Origin of the sequence: uncultured Desulfovibrio sp. (genome assembly GCF_944324935.1) — a bacterium.
Lineage (GTDB): Bacteria > Desulfobacterota > Desulfovibrionia > Desulfovibrionales > Desulfovibrionaceae > Desulfovibrio.
This window is the reverse complement of sequence record NZ_CALUYG010000001.1, coordinates 66,678-83,168: the sequence shown is the minus strand read 5'-3', so window position 1 is coordinate 83,168 and position 16,491 is coordinate 66,678. Positions and strand designations below refer to the sequence as shown.

Here is a 16,491-nt window from a genome sequence, read left to right as displayed (position 1 = left end):
TTATTTTTCAGGAAGACTGGATGTCGTGATCCGTGCGACACACGAACGTCCTGGGGAGGGAACGCGTGAAAAAACGGTATCTGGTGCTGCTGTGCTGTCTGTTCTGGGCCTGTCAGGTCTGCCTTGCGCGGGCTGAGGGCTTTTCCCTCACGGAATGGAGTTCGCGCGGGTTGTCGCTGGCCGGGGGCATGGTGGGCCGAGCCGATGACCCGTCAGCGCTGGCCTACAATGCGGCGGGCATCACTCAGCTGCCCGGCACCCGGGTCATGGGCGGCTTCGCCATCATCGCGCCCATGGGAACCATTGATGCCCAGCTCACCGACGGCAGCAGCAGAGCCACCACAACCAAGCCCAACGTCTGGCCCGCTCCGCACGCCTACATCACCCATCAGCTCAACGACCGCTTCTGGCTGGGGCTCGGCATGTTTTCCCGCTTCGGCCTCGGCAATGAGTTCTCGGACAACTGGATCGGGCGCTACAACCTCACCAGCGTGAATTTCCAGACCTTTTCCCTTGTGCCTGCCGTGGCCATGAAGGTCAGCGATGTGCTCTCGCTGTCCGCCGGCGTGGAGATCATGTACGCCAATTTCGGCATGACGCAGCAGCTCCCCTCCCTGCAACTCAACGGCCCCTTCCCGCAAAAAGGCCCTGACAGCAAACTGGAACTCACCGGCACGGGCTGGGGCGCCGGTCTGCACCTGGGAGCCCATTTCCGTCTGACGGACGAACTGTCGCTGGGCCTTTCCTACAAGAGCCCGGTCACGCTCAACATCGACGGCGAGGTGGACTATTCCCGCCATCAGAGCAATCTGCTGGCGGAAATGAACGAGGTTCCCCATACCGTGGACACCGGCGCGCACAGCACGGTACATCTGCCGGACTCCTTTGCCGTGGGCCTTTCCTACAAGCCGCTGGACAACCTGAGCTTTGAAGTGGGGACGGTGTTCACCCGCTGGTCCACCTACGACTCCCTGAACATCTACTTTGATTCGAACTACCAGGCCCTCAACCAGAAGGGCTGGCGCGACGGCTGGAACTTCAATGCCAGCGTGGAATATGCCCCGCTGGACTGGCTGGCCCTGCGCGCCGGCATCTGGTACGAAACGCCGGTCACCAACGAATCGCACGCGGACTTCATGGTCCCCAGCTACGGCCGTACCGGCGTGAGCGCGGGGCTGGGCTTCAGCTGGGAGAACTGGACGCTTGACCTGGCCTATGCCCACCTCTGGGTATACGACATGGATTATGGGCGTACGGACGCCTCGGGCATCCGCGAAGGTCTTTCCGGCATCCGCGGCGGCAACAGCCGGGACACCGTGGCCAACATCTATTCCGTCACCGTAGGCTATACCTTCTAGCCCGCGGCACGGTCGCGGCCGGAAGCCTGACGCTTTTCCGACGACGGATCCCCCATGCTCCTGGGCACGAAAAACCGCCGGGAAAGACTGGCCTCCGCCGGCTTTTGCGGCTATGCTGCGGCAGCGGCGCAAACGCTCGCGCCGCAAGGCAGTAAAGGATTCGGCATGACCCGTTTAGCACATCTTACGCAGCAGCGCCTGAGCAATACCTGGCGCAGCCTGCGCGCCGACTGGAGCCGTTACGCCGGCAACGGCGGCGTGCTGGGCATGGCGGCCTCCTTCGGGGCCTTCTGGCGGCAGGCGCTTCGCGCGCCGCACGGCGTGGGCGCTGTCTGCCCCAGCAGCGCTGTCCTGGCGCAGACGATGGCCGATCTGCTGCCGCCCTCCGCCCTCCACGGGCAGGATATGGTGGTGGAGCTGGGGCCGGGCACGGGCGTCGTCACCCGGGCCCTGCTGAAAAATGGCCTCCCCGCCCAGCGCCTGCTGCTCATCGAACGTATGCCCAGCTTCTGCCGCATGCTGCAGGACCGCTTCCCCCATGTCCCCGTCGTGCAGGGCGACGCCATGCGGCTGGGTGAATATCTGCCGCAGGGCAGGCGGGTGGCGGCCATCGTCTCCTCCCTGCCCCTGCTCAGCCTGCCCCTCGAATGCCGGACCGGCATCATGGCCGCCATGCGGCAGTGCCTGGATGCGGACGGCCGCGTCATCCAGTTCACCTATGCCCTCTGGGGACGGACGCCGCTCAGCCAGGCCGGCTTCGTGCCGGAATGCACGCGGCGCGTCCTCATCAATCTGCCGCCGGCGCGCGTACAGCGCCTGCGTCCCTCCTTTCCGCCGCCGAAGGCATGAGGCACGGCCGGAGGGGGAGCCCCTTTTTGCCAGCGCACGACCGGCTCCCGCGCCGGGACGGGCCAGCGCGCATCGCCATGAAGCAAGGCAGCCCGCCTGACGGTCCGGCGTCGACACCATCAGACGCCGACCCCGGTGCAGGGCTGCTTTTTTTGCGCGGGACGCCGGATCCATCGCCCCGAGGCTCCGCCGCTCAGGACGGCGCGCTCCGCCCGCCGCATTGCCGGAACACGCCGAAACGGCACAGCGCATGGACCACCACGGCCACCAGCACGGCCGTTACGGGCATGGCCAGTTCGCAGGCCAGGCCCAGGCCCGTCAGCTTTCGCCCGCAGGCGAGCAGACGCCGGAGCGGGCTCATAGCGTCTTTTCCACCAGATACCGGGGACGACGCTTGATCCCGCAGATCCGCGTCCAGGCTGATGATGCAATCCGCTCCCCAGTCGCGGGCCGTCACCATGCCCGCCCAGACGGCGTTCTGCTGCCCGGCATTGGCCGCGAACTCCGGGCAAGGAGCCACTATGCCCCTCCCCGCCTGTCAAGCCGGCCCACGGACGGGGAGAACCGCCCTTACAGGTAGGGCGAGAACAGCCAGCAGGCGGCATCACGGAGCCGCAGCGGCAGACTGCGGGACGCCAGCCGGGCCAGCGTCATCTCCCGCCCGCGCCGCATGGCGTCCTCCATATGGCGTACGAGCAGATCATGGAAGTGCGGGTCGAAGACTTCCATATTCAATTCAAAATTCAGGCGCAGGCTGCGGGCATCCAGATTGGCCGAGCCGATCTGGGCATAGCAGCCGTCCACGGCCAGCAGCTTGGTATGGGCAAAGGGCGGCGGCTGATACCAGACGCGCACCCCCGCCCGCAGCAGGGAAGGCAGCAGGCGGAAGGTCGCCCAGTGCACATAGGGGAGATTATTGCGTTCCGGCAGGATGACCCGCACATCCAGTCCGCGCTGGGCCGCGCTGCGCAGGCTGGTCATCAGTTCGTGCGAGGGCAGAAAATACGGGGTCATTATATGCACGCTGCGTGTCGCCCCGCTGATGGCCCCGGCCATGAGATCATTGATGGTGTCCGCGTCGGAGTCCGGGCCGTCCAGCACCATACGGCACAGGCTGTCCCCGGCGGGGGCAACGGGCAGCGCCGGCGGCAGCGGACGTTCCGTCCGGCCGAGGGCAAAGCCCCAGTCCAGCAGGAAGGCCCGCAGCAGCCGGTCGACGATGGGGCCGCGACAACGGAACTGCATGTCCTGCACATCACTCCTGCGACCGGAGAGGACATGCTGATCGGAGATGTTCATGCCCCCGGTAAAGGCCTCCGCATCGCACACGAGCAACTTGCGGTGCGTCCGCAGATTGATGCACAGCTTGGGGGGGAAGAATTGCAGCGGCAGGAACTGCGCCACCCGCACCCCGCGCCGGGGCAGATGCGCCCAAGGCCGCCGCAGGGAGTAAAATCGCCCGCCAAAGCCATCCACCAGTACCCGGACATCCACACCGCGCGCCGCCGCCAGGGCGAGCGCCTCGCAAAAGGCCTCCGCCGTGCTGCCGTGGGCAAAGATGTAGGTGGACAGATAGACATGCCGCCTGGCCGTATGGATGGCGTGCAACATGGCGGGATAGGCTTCATTGCCGTTGCGCAGCGGCTCGATGCTGTTGCCGCCGCACAATTCCTGCCCGGTCAGCCGGCGGCCGAGACGCTCCAGCAGCACCGCCTGAGCGGGGATGCCTCCCGGTCGCTGCGCCTCCACCCCGTCAAGCGGGACATAGGGCTCCCCCCCAGCCAGCTTGCGCATCATGCGTTGCGCGGCGCTCTGGGTCCGGCTGATGCCGAACAGCAGATAGAGCAGCAGGCCCACCACCGGCAGGAACAGCAGGGTGGCCGACCAGCCGAGCGCCGAACGCGGATCGCGCTTGGTCAGCACAGCGTGCCCGGCGGCGCCCCAGGACAGCAGGTGGCAAAGAAGCAGCAGCGCCAGCTGTACGGGCTGAAACGGATTTTCCATGAGCGGCACACCACCCCTTTCCGGCCCGCCGGAGCGGGCCGGAGCCGTTACCGCAATTCCTTCTGGATGGCGATGCGGTTTCGCTCCACCTGCGACACCAGATCGGGCAGCAGATCGCGGAGCGCCCCCAGATCCCCATGGCGACCCGCCTGCTCCACACAGCGCGCCATGCGCCCCAGAGAGCGGAAACCGAAGGCGTCCGCATCGCGGGCGATACTTTCGGCCGCCACCGCGACGGTCGGACAATTGCCGTTGGCAAAGGCCTGCTGGGCCTTGCGCACGGCCGCATCGAAGCGGGCGACGAGATCCAGCATCTCCTGATCCGCCGCCTCCGCTCCGCCATCATGGACGGGCGCGGGCGCGACGGGGCCCGGCTGGGGCTGCGCCGGCCTCGCCGCAGCGGCGGGAGCCTGCACGGACACGGGCCCGGACGGCGCACCCTCGGGCGGCGTGCTGACGGCGACAGGCTCCCTGACGGTGACGCTTCGTGCCGGCGCGGCCTCGGACACGGCCTGACGACGTGCCTCAGCCGCCCGGGCCCGGCCGCTTTGCGGCCCGGCGGGCGTGGCGGAGCTTTCGCCGTGTCCCTGCAAGCGCCCCAGTACCCGCCGCAGGAGGGAGGGCACGCCCGCGCCGTCTTCCCCCTCAGGGCCGGCGTCCGTGGCGGCCGTCGCGGGATTCGCCGGGCGATCCACCGCCTCGGGCGCGGCCTTCGGCGCCGTCTGCCGCTGCTCCTGTTCCGCGGCCCTGAGGGCTTCCTGCATGGTCAGGGTCAGCGGCTGATCGGCGGCCCCGGCGGATGTCGTCTCCGGCGCGGCAGCCTGCCTGCCGGAGGCACGGCCCGCCGCTTCGCGGGGGCGGCTGGACGGGATGGGCGTCGGTTCGCCCACCCATTCAAGGAAGTCCCCGGCGGCGGGTGGAGTCTGGGGTACGGGCTCCCCGACGGTCACACTCCCGGCCTCCGCCGGACGTGGCATCTGGTCTGGCGCAGCGGATGCGACGGGCGCAGCAGGTACGACAGGCGTCGCGCCGTCATCATCCCCCGCCGCGACCGACGATGCCGGGGCGGCCGTCTCAGCCTCGAGCGGCGCGCACTGAGGCGCGATCCGTTCGGCCTGTTCGGGCTGACCGGGCTGGTCGGCGTCCCCGTTCAGGACGGCTTCCCCGTCGGATGCGGCGGCGGACATCTCCGCCTGAGCCGGTGACGCAGATCGCGCGTCAGCCGGCGCGGGCCGCCCCCACTGATTGTCGATGGCCGGCAGCTCATCCGCGGCGGCCGCATCAGACGCCGCACCCCATTGATTGTCGATGGCCGGCAGCTCGTCCGCCGCCTTTGCGTCCTTGTCCGCGGCCGGGGGAGCTGCTTCCGCCGCTTCCGTCACGGACGGAGCCCCCTCGCCCCAGCGGTTGTCGATGGCCGGGCGCGCATCCTGGGCGGCATCCGCAGCCACGGCAGGGGCCGGCGTCGCATCGGGCGTTGCGCTCCGCTCCTCTGCGGACGTGAGCGGCGCGCTGTCCGCCGGCGTATCGCCGGTCCGTTCCTCGTCCGACATTGCCGACGCCTCCCCGGCGGCCGCTGTCGCGGTCGTTCCCGAAACGGCGTCGCCCGCCTGCCCGAACGGCGGCTGGGCGGATGGCGGCTGGGCGGACGTCTGCCGAACCAGCAGCCCGGAAAGCGGCGGGAACCCGGCGGGATGTTCTCCGGGCATTTCGTCGTGCGTGGCGGACTCCGCCCCCTGGCTGCCGAAAAAGGCGTCGAGGATCTCCCTCACCGTCTGCCGCAGGGCCTCCCGATCCACCGGCTCCAGCAAGGCATGCGTAAAGCCGGCCTTTGCCAGGGCATCCCACTGGCTGTCGTCCTCCGTAACGGCGATGGCGCCGAATACCGGCAAATGCGCCGCCGTGGCCCGCTGCCGGAAGCGGTCCAGCGTTTCCTGAGCCTTGACGGATGCCTGCGTACCGGCGGCGATGAGCATGGTGACCGGGCGCTGTTCATGCAGGGCCAGGGCTTCCGGCAGCGTCCGCGCCTGCAGCACCACGCAGGAAAGACCGTCCAGCATGTGCACCAGCGCCTGGCGATCCATAGCCCCGGGGGTGCAGACGAGGATACGCGCCCGGCGCGCCGTCTTGCCCGACGGTGTCGTGGCAGCGGCGGCGGGCGTTTCGCTGACGCCTTCCACCGGTTCAAGATGCAGGGTAAAGGCGATGGTCGCCCCTCTGATGCCGCATTCGGCGCTGAGGAAACCGTTGCACCGCCCGGCCAGCTCCCAGACATGGCTCAGGGCCAGACTGGAGCGTTCCGCCGGCGGCGTGCCCGAACCGCTGTCCTGCACGGTGAAGAGCAGATGCCCGGGGTCGTCGCTGTCCGGCACACGGCGCACGGAAAAATGCACGGCCCCCTGTCGGGTCGCCCGTACGGCGCTTTCCAGCAGCTCCCGCAGCACGGCGTCGAGCGCCCGATACTCGCCGCTGTAGAAGGAAGGCAGGTAGGGCGGCATATACCAGGCCAGCGCGATGCCGTCATTTTCCGCCGCCGCGGCCACGGAATCATGCACCGACCGCATGAGCTCCTGAAGATCGAAGGTCTCCTGCAAGGCGGGGGCGGATATGCCGGGCAGGATGCTGGCGGGGTCTCGCAGCACGGCCAGCATCTGACGGGCGGCCGACGTCATGTTCCGGGCCGTTTCCCGTGCGGACGGCGGCAGGGAACACTGTTCCAGCACGGCCGTTTCCCGCATGAGATCGTCCAGCGGGCGACGCAGGGCCTCTTCCAGGCGCTCGGCGTCCAGCCGGTCGGGCGCAGGCCGTGCGGCGGGCGCTTCCGGCCGGGACGATTCCGCGGGGGACGGTTCGGGACGGAGCGGTGCGGGCGCTTCTTCGCGCGGCGGCGTTTCCTCATCCATCCGGGGCAGGGCTATGCTCTCCCCGCCGGAAGGCAGCAGCCGCAAATTGGGATCGTCCAGCAGGGGCAGACGTTCGGCCGACGACGGCGCATCGAGACGCAGCGGCCCGTCATCCAGCAAAAGCGTGCCCGGCTCGACCGCGGGCATGGTCAGCTCGATGGGGGCTTCTCCCTCCCCTTCCTCCTCTTCCTGCCGGGGAACGGCCGTTGCCGTAATGGCCAGCGCGCTCAGGGCCGTGCCCCAGAGCGGCAGCGAGGCCAGCACGCTGGGAGCATAACCGAGGTCCAGCCCCAGGACCGCCGCCGCCACCGCAGCGGGCGGCAGGAGGACCCCCAGCAAAAAGCGCCGTGCCCCGGGCAGGCCCATGAGACAGGCCGCCGTGGCCGTGGGCACGCACAACAGGCAGCCGACGGGCCAGAGCGGCAGATAACGCGCCGTCCAGGCCATGTCCGGCACCAGCGGCAGGAGGGCCAGAGCCGCGCCGGGCAGCACCAGCAGGATGAACTGTACGTCAAGGAAGCGATGCCGCCCGCGCGTCTGCATGAGATGACGCCCCACATGCGGCAGGAACATGAGCGCCAGCCCCGGCGTCAGCAGGGCCGCCGCATCCTCAAGGGAAAAATGCCCCGCGCCGTTGCCGGGAACGCCGAAATATCCCTGCACCAGCGCCGCCGCCACATAGAGGGCCGTCCAGATGCGCCACTGGCCGTGTTCCGACAGGCCGCGCAGCAGACAGAGCAGCATGACGACCGCCAGCGCCACCAGCGCGCTCTTCGACGCCAGGCCGGTAAGATCGGTGGCCGCATTGTGCGGCGTGCGCAGCATGGGCGAGAACCACAGCCCGGGCAGGCCGTCCAGCCGCAGGAAGCAGACCTGCGCCTCATTGCCGGCCTTGGGCAGCAGCAGGACATTACGGGAGGTGGGCGTGTTTTCCCGCCATTCCACCGTATTGCTCAGCGTATCGAACAACGGGTTATAGAGGGTGGGCGTGCCGGGCACGCTTTCGCCCATATCCAGAAGGACGGCGCTGTTTTCCTGCCCGGGCGCCGCCGCATCGAGCACGAAGCGCAGCCAGGTCACCCCCGCCACATGCGGCAGCCGCCGGACGTCCAGCGGCACGAAATGCTTGTCGGGCGGCAGGGCGGCCACCTCTTCCACATCCATCTCCCCCGTGGTGTCGATGTAAACCTGGAGGAAGGGCAGCAGGGACAGGCTGGGCCGGCTCAGGTGCGCGGGGACGACGTCCGCCTGTCCAGACGGCGCGGCCTGCGGTGCGGGCGGCGTCAGGACGGCCGCCCCGGCCGTTGCGGCGCTGAGCAGAAGCGTCAGCAGCACGGGCAGGATGAATGGCCGACGACGGGACGGGCTCACGGCGGGAACCGCCATATGGATGCGTTCAAACATGGCTTTCCTCCGGCCTCAGGCTTAGGGTAAGGGCTTGTCGCATTGCTCGATGAGCGTCCGCAGCCCGGTTCCGTCCGGGGCAGTCGCCCGGGGATTCAGGCGTAGCAGTTCCTGCCAGACGGCCTTGGCCTCGGCATGCCTGTGCAGGTCGAACAGCAGGACGACGCCCTTGTTGAAGCGTGCCTGCTCATGCGAAGGCGCAGCCTGCATAGCCAGGTCGAAGCACTCCAGCGCCCGTTCGGGCTGACCGCTTTCCCGGTACATGATGCCGAGATCCGTCAGCACGTTGGGGTTGCCGGGCCGCAGCGCGAGCGAGCGCTCATAGGCGGCGATGGCCTTGAGCGGCTGGTGCGTATCAAAATAGGCATTGCCCAGCTCGGTCCAGCTGGCCACATCCTGCGGATTGGCGGCAAGGCTCTTTTCCAGGTGGCTGATGTGCGTTTGCTGCTCGCTGCTCACGTTCGCCGCCGGCGCGGGCGCGGACGCGGCCTGCCCGGAGGTGGCCGCAGGGGCGGGACTGACGGCGGATGACGCTGCCGGCGACGGACCGGCGGCAGGCGCGGCGGGCGGCGTGCCGGCGTTTTTCCCGAGGACATGCGGCAGCAGGTTGCCCAGCATGAGGCCGGCCAGCAGACATATGATGCAGCACAGCGCGCAGGTGAGCCCGGAGACGCCCGTCCGCCCGTTCCCGGCCGTGGATGGGGGGATGCTGCCCGGCAGGGGGAGCGAAGCGGGAGGGGACGGCATGTCGAGGACGGCCTTTTCCGGTCCCGCCGGAGGCGTTACGGGGAGGGGAGCGAGGGTGGCGGCAGCGGAGGCGTTGCGCCGCGCGGAGGTTTTTCGTTTGGAACGGGACATGGCTGTTTTCTCTTTTTGGGGATCGGAGCGTGCGCTCCGGTGGACGATGAACTCTTTTTTCTAGAATATTCCTAGAATATTGACAAGGCGGAAAGGTCCGTGCCCGCCGACACGAGCCGCGCGCACGAAATGAAAAAGGGAGAGCGCATGCTCTCCCCAGATTGATCAGCGGTTGCGGACCCGTCGCAAGGCGGGAAGCGCCTCGCTCAGGCGGGCCAGTTCGGCGAGGACAGCGTCCGTCCCCCGGCATCCACGGCCAGCGACGCCGCGGCATGGCCCGCGGCGGCTTCCGCCACACGCGCGGCCGGCAGAAGAGAAAGGCCGGTGGCCAGCGCATCGGCCAGCACGCAGCGGTCCGCCAGCACGCTGCACGAACGCAGGCGCGAGGCCGCGCCGCTGCGCGGATCGCACAGATGCGCGGCAGGCTGCTCATAATCGCCGGACGTGGCTATGGCCTGATCCCGCAGAGGCAGGATCGCGGGATACCTGCCGCGCTTCTGAGGATCTTCCACGGCAACGCTCCAGGGGCGGCCGCCCCCGGCAAGGCCGCGGGCCACGATGTCACCGCCCGCATCCACCAGGTGATCGGCGCAGCCGCAGCGGAGCAGCTCGTCGGAGATGGCGTCCGCCACCGCGCCCTTGGCTATGCCGTCCAGCGTGATTCCCATACCCTGCCTGAGCAGCCGTATCCGGCCGCCGTCCACCCGGACGGCCCGGGCATCCACGAGCTCGCGCAGCTCCCGGGGAGCGGCGTCCGCGCCGGCTCCCGCCGTCCGCCGCCATTCCAGCAGCGGCAGCACGCTCACGTCGAACAGCGGGGTACGGGCATGGAGGGTCGCCGCCCGCTCCAGCAGAGCGCGCAACGCGGCGGGGGCGTCCGCCAGGCTGCCCTGCGCGTTGAGCACGCTCACGGGGGAGCCGCCGTCGTGCCGGTCATAGACGGAGGCCAGCCGCCGCCCCAGCGCCAGGGCGCGCTCCGCGGCTTCGGACGCCTGCGCCTCGCCGCATCCGGCGATCTGCACCCGCACGAACGTTCCCATGAAGAGTTCCGTACGCGCATACGGCGCGGCATCCGGCAGGGCCAGCGCCCGCACAGGCCCCGGCAGCAGCGCCATCCCGGCCAGCGCGCCGCCACCCAGCAGCAGACCGCGCAGGAAATCGCGACGGGCAAGAGGACGAGAAAAAGAGCAAGACTTGGTCATGGCGTTACTCCTGGGCAGAAGCCTGGGGGGCTGCGCTGCCTGTCTGGGGGATGATCCCGGAGACGGGGCGGATCTCCTCCATGAGGCCCCGCGTATAGCGGAAGATATGCCGCGGGCAGTTGGCCACACAGGCCTCGCCGCACTCGCCGCCATAGGAAAGACATTGCAGCTGGTCGATGACGATACGGTTGTTTTCCAGACGTACGGCCCTGGCCGGGCAGACCTTGACGCACTTGCAACACTTGATGCAGCCGCTGTCGCAGATGTCGGTCACGGCGCGCAGCTTGTCGCGCGTATTGCAGTACACGGCCACACGGGCCCGCTTGGGCACGAGCTCCAGCACGCCGCGCGGGCAGGTCTGCACGCAGCGCCCGCAGCCGATGCACTTGCGGGCGTCCACCTGCACGAGTCCGTTGACGATCCGCATGGCCTCAAAGGGGCAGCCCATGACGCAGTCGCCGAAACCGAGGCAGGAATACTGGCAATTGTCCACGCCGCCGCGCAGCATGGCCGCCGCCGCACAGGAGGGCATGCCCTGATACTGGTAGCGCAGCGCCACATTGCCCGCCACCTTGTCGCAGCGGCGCAGCGACATGAGGGGCTCGGCCTCGGTCACGGTCTTGCCGGTCAGCTCGCCCACGGCGATGCTGGTCTGCGCGCCGCCGGCACAGCAGCTGTTGGCCGGGATCTTGGGGTCGTTGACCACCGCGGCGGCATAGCCTTCGCAGCCGGCAAAGCCGCAGCCGCCGCAATTGGCGCCCGGCAGGACCTCCAGCACGGCCTCCACGCGCGGGTCCTCCTTGATGTAGAAGACGCGCGAAGCCACGGCCAGCACCACCGAGGCCAGCAGCCCCAGCCCGAAAAGGATGATGATGGATGTCGTCACCATAGCAGAATCCTCATCCGCCCGCAGGCGGCGTGTTCGGGCGGCGCTACTGCGCCATGCCCTTGAAGCCCATGAACGCCAGCGACATGAGGCCGGCCATGATCAGTGCGATGGGCGTGCCCGCCAGCGCCTTGGGCAGGCGGCAGGTGTCCAGACGCTCACGGATGCCCGCCATGAACAGCAGGGCCAGCGTGAAGCCCATGCCGGAGGCCAGCCCGTAGAGCAGGGAGGTCATCAGGTCGTACTCCTCACGCTGCACGAGGATGGTCACCCCCATCACCGCACAGTTCGTCGTGATGAGCGGCAGAAAGATGCCCAGCGCCGCATACAGCGGTGGAACCATCTTCTTGAGGAACATCTCCACGAACTGCACCAGCGAGGCGATGACCAGGATGAAGACGATGGTCTGCAAGTAGCCGAGCCCGTAGGGCACGAGCACATGCTTCTGGATGATCCAGGTGCAGAGCGTGGAGACGATGATGACGAAGATCACCGCGCCGCCCATGCCCAGCGCCACCCCTTTTTCCTTGGAGCAGCCCAGGTAGGGACAGTTGCCCAGATACTGGGCAAGGACGATGTTGTTGACGAAGATGGCGGCAATGAACAGCTGGAAGATTTCCATATCCGTCTCCTGTCAGTCCTTCTTGTCGAGCGAGCAGCAGCCGCAGCCGCCGCACCCTACCGGATCGGGTTCCCGCAGGCCCTTACGCCGCGCCTGCCAGACGTTGATGACGTTCATGCCCGCCAGGATGAGCCCGAGACAGATGAAGGCCCCGGGCGCCTGTACCATGATGCGGAAGGGTTCGAACCCCTCCCACATGACCGGCGCGCCGAACCAGGTGCCGTTGCCGAGGATCTCGCGCAACGACCCCAGGAAGGTCAGCGAGAGGGTGTAGCCCAGTCCGATGCCCAGCCCGTCGGCCACCGAGGCGGCCACGCCGTTCTTGGCGGCAAAGGCTTCGGCCCGGGCCAGGATGATGCAGTTCACCACGATGAGCGGCACAAAAATGCCGAGCTGCTGATAAAGCGGATAGGCGTAGGCCTGCATGAGCAGTTCCACCGCCACCACCAGCGAGGCCGCGATGACGATGAAGCAGGCGATGCGCACCTTCTTGGGGATGATGCCGCGCACCATGGAGATGAGCATGTTGGACAGCACAAGAACGAAAATGACGGCCGCCCCCATGCCCAGGCCGTTGTTGGCCGAATTGGTCACGGCCAGGGTGGGACAGAGCCCCAGCACCAGCCGGAAGGGGGGCAGATCCTGCCAGAGGCCCTTGGTAAATTCGTGCATGACGCTCATGGTGGCCTCCTATTTGCCCCAGGTCTTGAGGATTTCCGGCTTGAGTGCCGTGTAGACGGCGGCGGCGTTGTTGACGGCCGTCACCGCGCCTGTGGAGGAGATGGTCGCCCCGGAAACGGCGTCGATGCTGCCGCCCTGGGCCTTGAGCGCCACCGGCAGGGTCTTGCCGACGAACTGTCCGCTGAAGGCGGGTTCGGCAATGCGCATGCCGAGGCCTGGCGTTTCCTTGAGTTCCGTGGCCCCGATGCCCGCCAGCGTGTCGTCCGACACGTTGAAGCCGACCATGAAGCCGACATCCCCGCCGTAGCCCTTGCCCTTGTCCTCGATGGCCACCCCCACCAGCAGGCCGCCGCGCCGCGCCGGAAAGACGCGCACTTCCCGGCCGTCCGGCAGGGCGAAGGTCTTGCGGTCGGCAATGGGGTTGTTGTCCAGCCCGGTAAAGACCCTGTGGATGGCCGGCCCCTGCACATAGGTGAGCACCTGCTCCTCGATGCCCGACGCCGTCACCATCTTGAGATAGGAAAGCGCGAAGCCGCTCAGGCCGCACAGGGCCGACAGCACAACGATCATGCGTACGATATCGCCCATGCTAGCGCACTCCGAAGGGTTTGGGACGGATCATGTCCAGAAGCGGGGTCAGCATGTTGACCAGCAGGATGGCAAAGGGCGTACCGTCCGTGTAGACGCCGTATTTGCGTATGGCCATCACCAGCCCGCCGCCGATGAGCCCGTAAAGGAACATGGGCAGCGGGCGCGACGGGGCGTTGGCGGGATCGGTGATCAGAAAGAAGCCGCCCAGCATGACCGATCCCGTGCAGAGATGGTAGAGCGGCGAGGCGTGCAGCGTGGGGTCGGAGGCGTGGAAAACGGCCGCGATGCCCGCCACGCCGAGAAAGAAGCCCAGGGCCGAATGCCAGCGCAGGATCCCCCGCATGCAGAGCAGGGACCCGCCCACGAAGAGCGCGCCGATCTGCCCGGCCCCGAGACCGTTGATCTGGCGGCCGAGCAGCAGATCGGTCAGCGGGATGTGGGCCGCCTGTTCGGCGCCGAAGAATTTGAGCCGCACCAGCGGATCCACGAACTGCGTGCCCAGCGAGGCGGCGTTGGCGTCCATATGCAGCGGGAAGGAGACGAAGAGCACGGCCCAGCCCACCAGAACGGTATTGACCGGGTTGGCCCCCAGCCCCCCGAAGGCCATCTTGCCCAGCGTGATGGAGATCACCGCGCCGAGCGCGACGATCCACCACGGGGAATCCGCCGGCAGCAGGAAGGCCAGCAGCAGGCCCGAACAGACGGCCGTCAGATCGTCCACGGCCAGCTCGCGCCCCATGAGTTTCTGGCAGAGCGCCTCCACGACCACGCATACGGCGATGCTCAGGGCCATGACGCGCACGGCGGGCAGGCCCCAGTTCCAGACGGCAAAACAGATGGCGGGCAGCAGCGCCGCCAGCGTGTAGAGACTCTGCCGGCGGATGCTGCGCCCGCAGTGCCAGTACGGCGGCGCGCTCATGGCCAGCAGGACGGAAGACGACGCGGCAGTCATCAGTTGCCTCCTTTGGCGGCGCCGGACGCGGCCTCTTCCTGTCCGACGGGTTTGAGTTCTTCCAGGCGTCGGGCGGCATCGGCCTCGGCCAGCTTGTGTTTGGCCAGACGGATATACTGGAGCACGGGCCGCCGCGCGATGCAGACATAGCCGCAGAGGCCGCATTCCAGACACTGTTCCACATATTCCTTGCGGGCCCGCTCATGCAGAGCGAATTCCGCATAGCGGCTCAGCAGGTTGGGGCTCAGACGCGCGGGACAGACGAGCACGCAGGCCCCGCAGTTGATGCAGGGGCTGTGCCCCTCCATGGCGGGCACGCTGCCCGCCTCCACCACAAAGACCCCCGTCGCCCCCTTGGTGACGCTGCGCGAGAGCTTTTCGATGCTCTCGCCGCGCAGCGGGCCGCCACGCACCAGCGTATCCCCATCCTTGAGCTCGATGTTGGCAAAGGCCAGCAGCTCGCCGAGCATGCTGCCTTCCTTGACGATGTAGTTGCCGGAATGGGTAAAGCTGCCGATGGTGATGACCGTTTCCGTCAGGGGCAGGCCGGTCACCGTCACCCGCCCGAGGCTCCAGACATTGTGCAGGCCCACGATGCCCACGCCCTCGGGCTGTTCTCTGCCGGTCACGGCCTTGACGACCAGGGCGTTCACGCTGGCCGGATAGTGGGAGGGGACGTGCACGATCTCCACATCATGGTGCTGGAGGCGTATCTCCTTGGGCACGGCCAGCAGGATGCGCCTGGCCGGCGAGAGGCGGCGCAGCATCTCCAGCCCGTTGTGGAGATTGCGCTGGTGGGCGAGCAGCATGGGTTCGGCCCAGGTCACGCCGGGATCGGGGTTGAGGCCGTTGATGATGAGCGTCTCGCAGTCCTGCCCGAGCGATTTCGTGTTGAGGCCCAACCCCTTGAGGATGGGCACAAGGTCCTGTCCCCGCTCGGGCATGGCCAGCAGATCGACCTTTTCCACGGCCCGGGCGGCGGCGCGCAGCTCCTCGTCAGGCTCCACGGCCTCCATGAAGATGGAGCGCTCGTTGATCTCCGTGATCCGCCCGAAAATGGGCGAGAACACATCCCCCCTGGCCGGGGAAGGATGCACGCCCAGCTTCTGCCAGGGATGCACCAGCGTTTTTTTGGTGATGCCCTCGAGGAGCTTGAAGCCCTCACGATTGAGGCGTACCTGTCGTGGCTCCGGCCCCTCGCTGAATCGCTGCGTGATGCCGTATACCAGGTGGAATCGCGGATCCGGCAGCATCTGGAAAAGTTCTTTCATGCTCGCCTCACTTCGAGGTATGACACTGGGCGCACTGCCCCTTCTTGAACGGCCCCTTGCCCGCGCTTTCGTGACAGCCCATGCACTGCTTGTGGAAAGCGTCCATGCGGCCCAGCAGGAGCCTGTCGCCGCCCGCCTCATGGCAGACGACGCAATCGGCATAGAGCGGCGAGACCTTGCCGCGCGCTTCGGCCGGCTGTTCCCGCATGGGCTTCACCTCATGGCAGGATGCGCAGCCGTTGACCTTTTGGGCGAAGATATCCTCATGGCAGGTCACGCAGCGGGCGTGTACGGCATCGGCGAGATTGGGCGGCGTCCCGGGCTCGGCGGGCCAGTGCGTGGGAGCGGCCCCGGCCTCATGGCAGTCGGCGCAGTTCTGCGGCTCGGGCTCGATCCCCGTATCCTTGTGATGGCAGTCGCGGCAGTCCACGCCCAGCTCCCGGGCATGGCGCTTGTGTCCCCACTTCTTGCGGTCCAGTTCGTAATGATGGCAGGTGACGCAGGCGTCCCGGTCGTAGCGGCTGACGTGTTCCTTGCGGAACGCCGCATCGAAGGTCTGCCCGTGACACTGCGCGCAGGAACGCACGCTGGCCGGTTCCGGCGTGGGGGTCAGGCTGTCGTGATGACAGGTGCTGCACGTCATGCCGGGCAGACCGGCATGGACATTGTGGTCAAAGACCACGGCGCCGCCTGCGTTGGGAAGCAGGATGCGCTGTGGGGAAACAGGAGCCGCCTGCGGCATGAGCAGGGGCGCCACATAGCCCCCTATGCCGAGGACGGCCAGAACCACGACCAGTATGGTCACGGGAAGATAGCGTTTTTGCAAGGCCTTGCCCCTCCTTCTCATCAATGGCGCACCCCGCCGGCAAAAAAGTCCCGCCGAAAGCGGAGATTCATAGCGAAGCGTACC

Annotated in this window: 14 protein-coding genes; 2 read left to right on the top strand and 12 right to left on the bottom strand. The window is 67.8% G+C overall.

Features of this window, described 5'->3' with window-relative positions; all coding sequences use genetic code 11:
* Positions 1–65: 65 nt before the first annotated feature.
* A complete protein-coding gene (locus Q0J54_RS00390) occupies positions 66–1,358 on the top strand; it encodes an OmpP1/FadL family transporter (protein ID WP_296303295.1) in 1,293 nt (430 codons plus the stop codon).
* A 165-nt stretch (positions 1,359–1,523) separates the two neighbouring features.
* A complete protein-coding gene (locus Q0J54_RS00385; RefSeq protein WP_296303294.1) occupies positions 1,524–2,207 on the top strand; it encodes an rRNA adenine N-6-methyltransferase family protein in 684 nt (227 codons plus the stop codon).
* 193 nt (positions 2,208–2,400) lie between these two features.
* Here the strand turns inward: Q0J54_RS00385 and Q0J54_RS00380 are convergent, their stop codons facing one another.
* The 12 genes from Q0J54_RS00380 to Q0J54_RS00325 form a co-directional block, all read right to left on the bottom strand.
* On the bottom strand, positions 2,401–2,727 hold the full coding sequence (locus tag Q0J54_RS00380; RefSeq protein ID WP_296303293.1) for a hypothetical protein: 327 nt from the start codon (positions 2,725–2,727) through the stop codon (positions 2,401–2,403).
* 50 nt (positions 2,728–2,777) lie between these two features.
* Positions 2,778–4,211, bottom strand: coding sequence for a phospholipase D-like domain-containing protein (locus Q0J54_RS00375; protein ID WP_296303292.1), 1,434 nt, complete (start codon positions 4,209–4,211; stop codon positions 2,778–2,780).
* A gap of 47 nt (positions 4,212–4,258) precedes the next feature.
* Positions 4,259–8,518 (bottom strand): hypothetical protein, encoded by a 4,260-nt coding sequence (locus Q0J54_RS00370; protein ID WP_296303291.1) that lies wholly within the window; start codon positions 8,516–8,518, stop codon positions 4,259–4,261.
* 21 nt (positions 8,519–8,539) lie between these two features.
* Complete coding sequence (locus tag Q0J54_RS00365) at positions 8,540–9,376, bottom strand: tetratricopeptide repeat protein (RefSeq protein ID WP_296303290.1); 837 nt, start codon at positions 9,374–9,376, stop codon at positions 8,540–8,542.
* A 206-nt stretch (positions 9,377–9,582) separates the two neighbouring features.
* A complete protein-coding gene (locus Q0J54_RS00360) occupies positions 9,583–10,578 on the bottom strand; it encodes an FAD:protein FMN transferase (RefSeq protein ID WP_296303289.1) in 996 nt (331 codons plus the stop codon).
* A gap of 4 nt (positions 10,579–10,582) precedes the next feature.
* The gene (gene rnfB / locus Q0J54_RS00355; protein WP_296303288.1) at positions 10,583–11,467 is read right to left on the bottom strand and encodes an RnfABCDGE type electron transport complex subunit B; all 885 of its coding nucleotides are present in this window, start codon (positions 11,465–11,467) and stop codon (positions 10,583–10,585) included.
* Between the two features lie 43 nt (positions 11,468–11,510).
* Positions 11,511–12,086: an electron transport complex protein RnfA gene (locus tag Q0J54_RS00350; RefSeq protein WP_296303287.1), complete on the bottom strand. Its 576-nt coding sequence runs from the start codon at positions 12,084–12,086 to the stop codon at positions 11,511–11,513.
* A 12-nt stretch (positions 12,087–12,098) separates the two neighbouring features.
* Positions 12,099–12,767: an electron transport complex subunit RsxE gene (gene rsxE, locus Q0J54_RS00345; RefSeq protein WP_296303285.1), complete on the bottom strand. Its 669-nt coding sequence runs from the start codon at positions 12,765–12,767 to the stop codon at positions 12,099–12,101.
* Positions 12,768–12,776: 9 nt separating this feature from the next.
* Positions 12,777–13,355 carry an RnfABCDGE type electron transport complex subunit G gene (gene rnfG, locus Q0J54_RS00340; protein WP_296303284.1) on the bottom strand — a complete coding sequence of 193 codons (579 nt, stop codon included), beginning with the start codon at positions 13,353–13,355 and terminating at the stop codon, positions 12,777–12,779.
* A 1-nt stretch (position 13,356) separates the two neighbouring features.
* The gene (locus Q0J54_RS00335; protein ID WP_296303283.1) at positions 13,357–14,310 is read right to left on the bottom strand and encodes an RnfABCDGE type electron transport complex subunit D; all 954 of its coding nucleotides are present in this window, start codon (positions 14,308–14,310) and stop codon (positions 13,357–13,359) included.
* Positions 14,310–15,581: a 4Fe-4S dicluster domain-containing protein gene (locus tag Q0J54_RS00330; RefSeq protein ID WP_296303282.1), complete on the bottom strand. Its 1,272-nt coding sequence runs from the start codon at positions 15,579–15,581 to the stop codon at positions 14,310–14,312. Before Q0J54_RS00330 ends, Q0J54_RS00335 begins: the two co-directional genes overlap by 1 nt.
* Before the next feature lie 7 nt (positions 15,582–15,588).
* A complete protein-coding gene (locus tag Q0J54_RS00325) occupies positions 15,589–16,407 on the bottom strand; it encodes a cytochrome c3 family protein (RefSeq protein ID WP_296303281.1) in 819 nt (272 codons plus the stop codon).
* Positions 16,408–16,491: the final 84 nt, after the last annotated feature.

Bases quoted from the DNA above. Each gene is read 5' to 3' on its own strand.
- Q0J54_RS00385 (WP_296303294.1), top strand. From the start codon at position 1,524: ATGACCCGTTTAGCACATCTTACGCAGCAGCGCCTGAGCAATACCTGG.
- Q0J54_RS00375 (WP_296303292.1), bottom strand. From the start codon at position 4,211: ATGGAAAATCCGTTTCAGCCCGTACAGCTGGCGCTGCTGCTTCTTTGC.
- Q0J54_RS00370 (WP_296303291.1), bottom strand. From the start codon at position 8,518: ATGTTTGAACGCATCCATATGGCGGTTCCCGCCGTGAGCCCGTCCCGT.
- Q0J54_RS00365 (WP_296303290.1), bottom strand. From the start codon at position 9,376: ATGTCCCGTTCCAAACGAAAAACCTCCGCGCGGCGCAACGCCTCCGCT.
- Q0J54_RS00360 (WP_296303289.1), bottom strand. From the start codon at position 10,578: ATGACCAAGTCTTGCTCTTTTTCTCGTCCTCTTGCCCGTCGCGATTTC.
- rnfB (WP_296303288.1), bottom strand. From the start codon at position 11,467: ATGGTGACGACATCCATCATCATCCTTTTCGGGCTGGGGCTGCTGGCC.
- Q0J54_RS00350 (WP_296303287.1), bottom strand. From the start codon at position 12,086: ATGGAAATCTTCCAGCTGTTCATTGCCGCCATCTTCGTCAACAACATC.
- rsxE (WP_296303285.1), bottom strand. From the start codon at position 12,767: ATGAGCGTCATGCACGAATTTACCAAGGGCCTCTGGCAGGATCTGCCC.
- rnfG (WP_296303284.1), bottom strand. From the start codon at position 13,355: ATGGGCGATATCGTACGCATGATCGTTGTGCTGTCGGCCCTGTGCGGC.
- Q0J54_RS00335 (WP_296303283.1), bottom strand. From the start codon at position 14,310: ATGACTGCCGCGTCGTCTTCCGTCCTGCTGGCCATGAGCGCGCCGCCG.
- Q0J54_RS00330 (WP_296303282.1), bottom strand. From the start codon at position 15,581: ATGAAAGAACTTTTCCAGATGCTGCCGGATCCGCGATTCCACCTGGTA.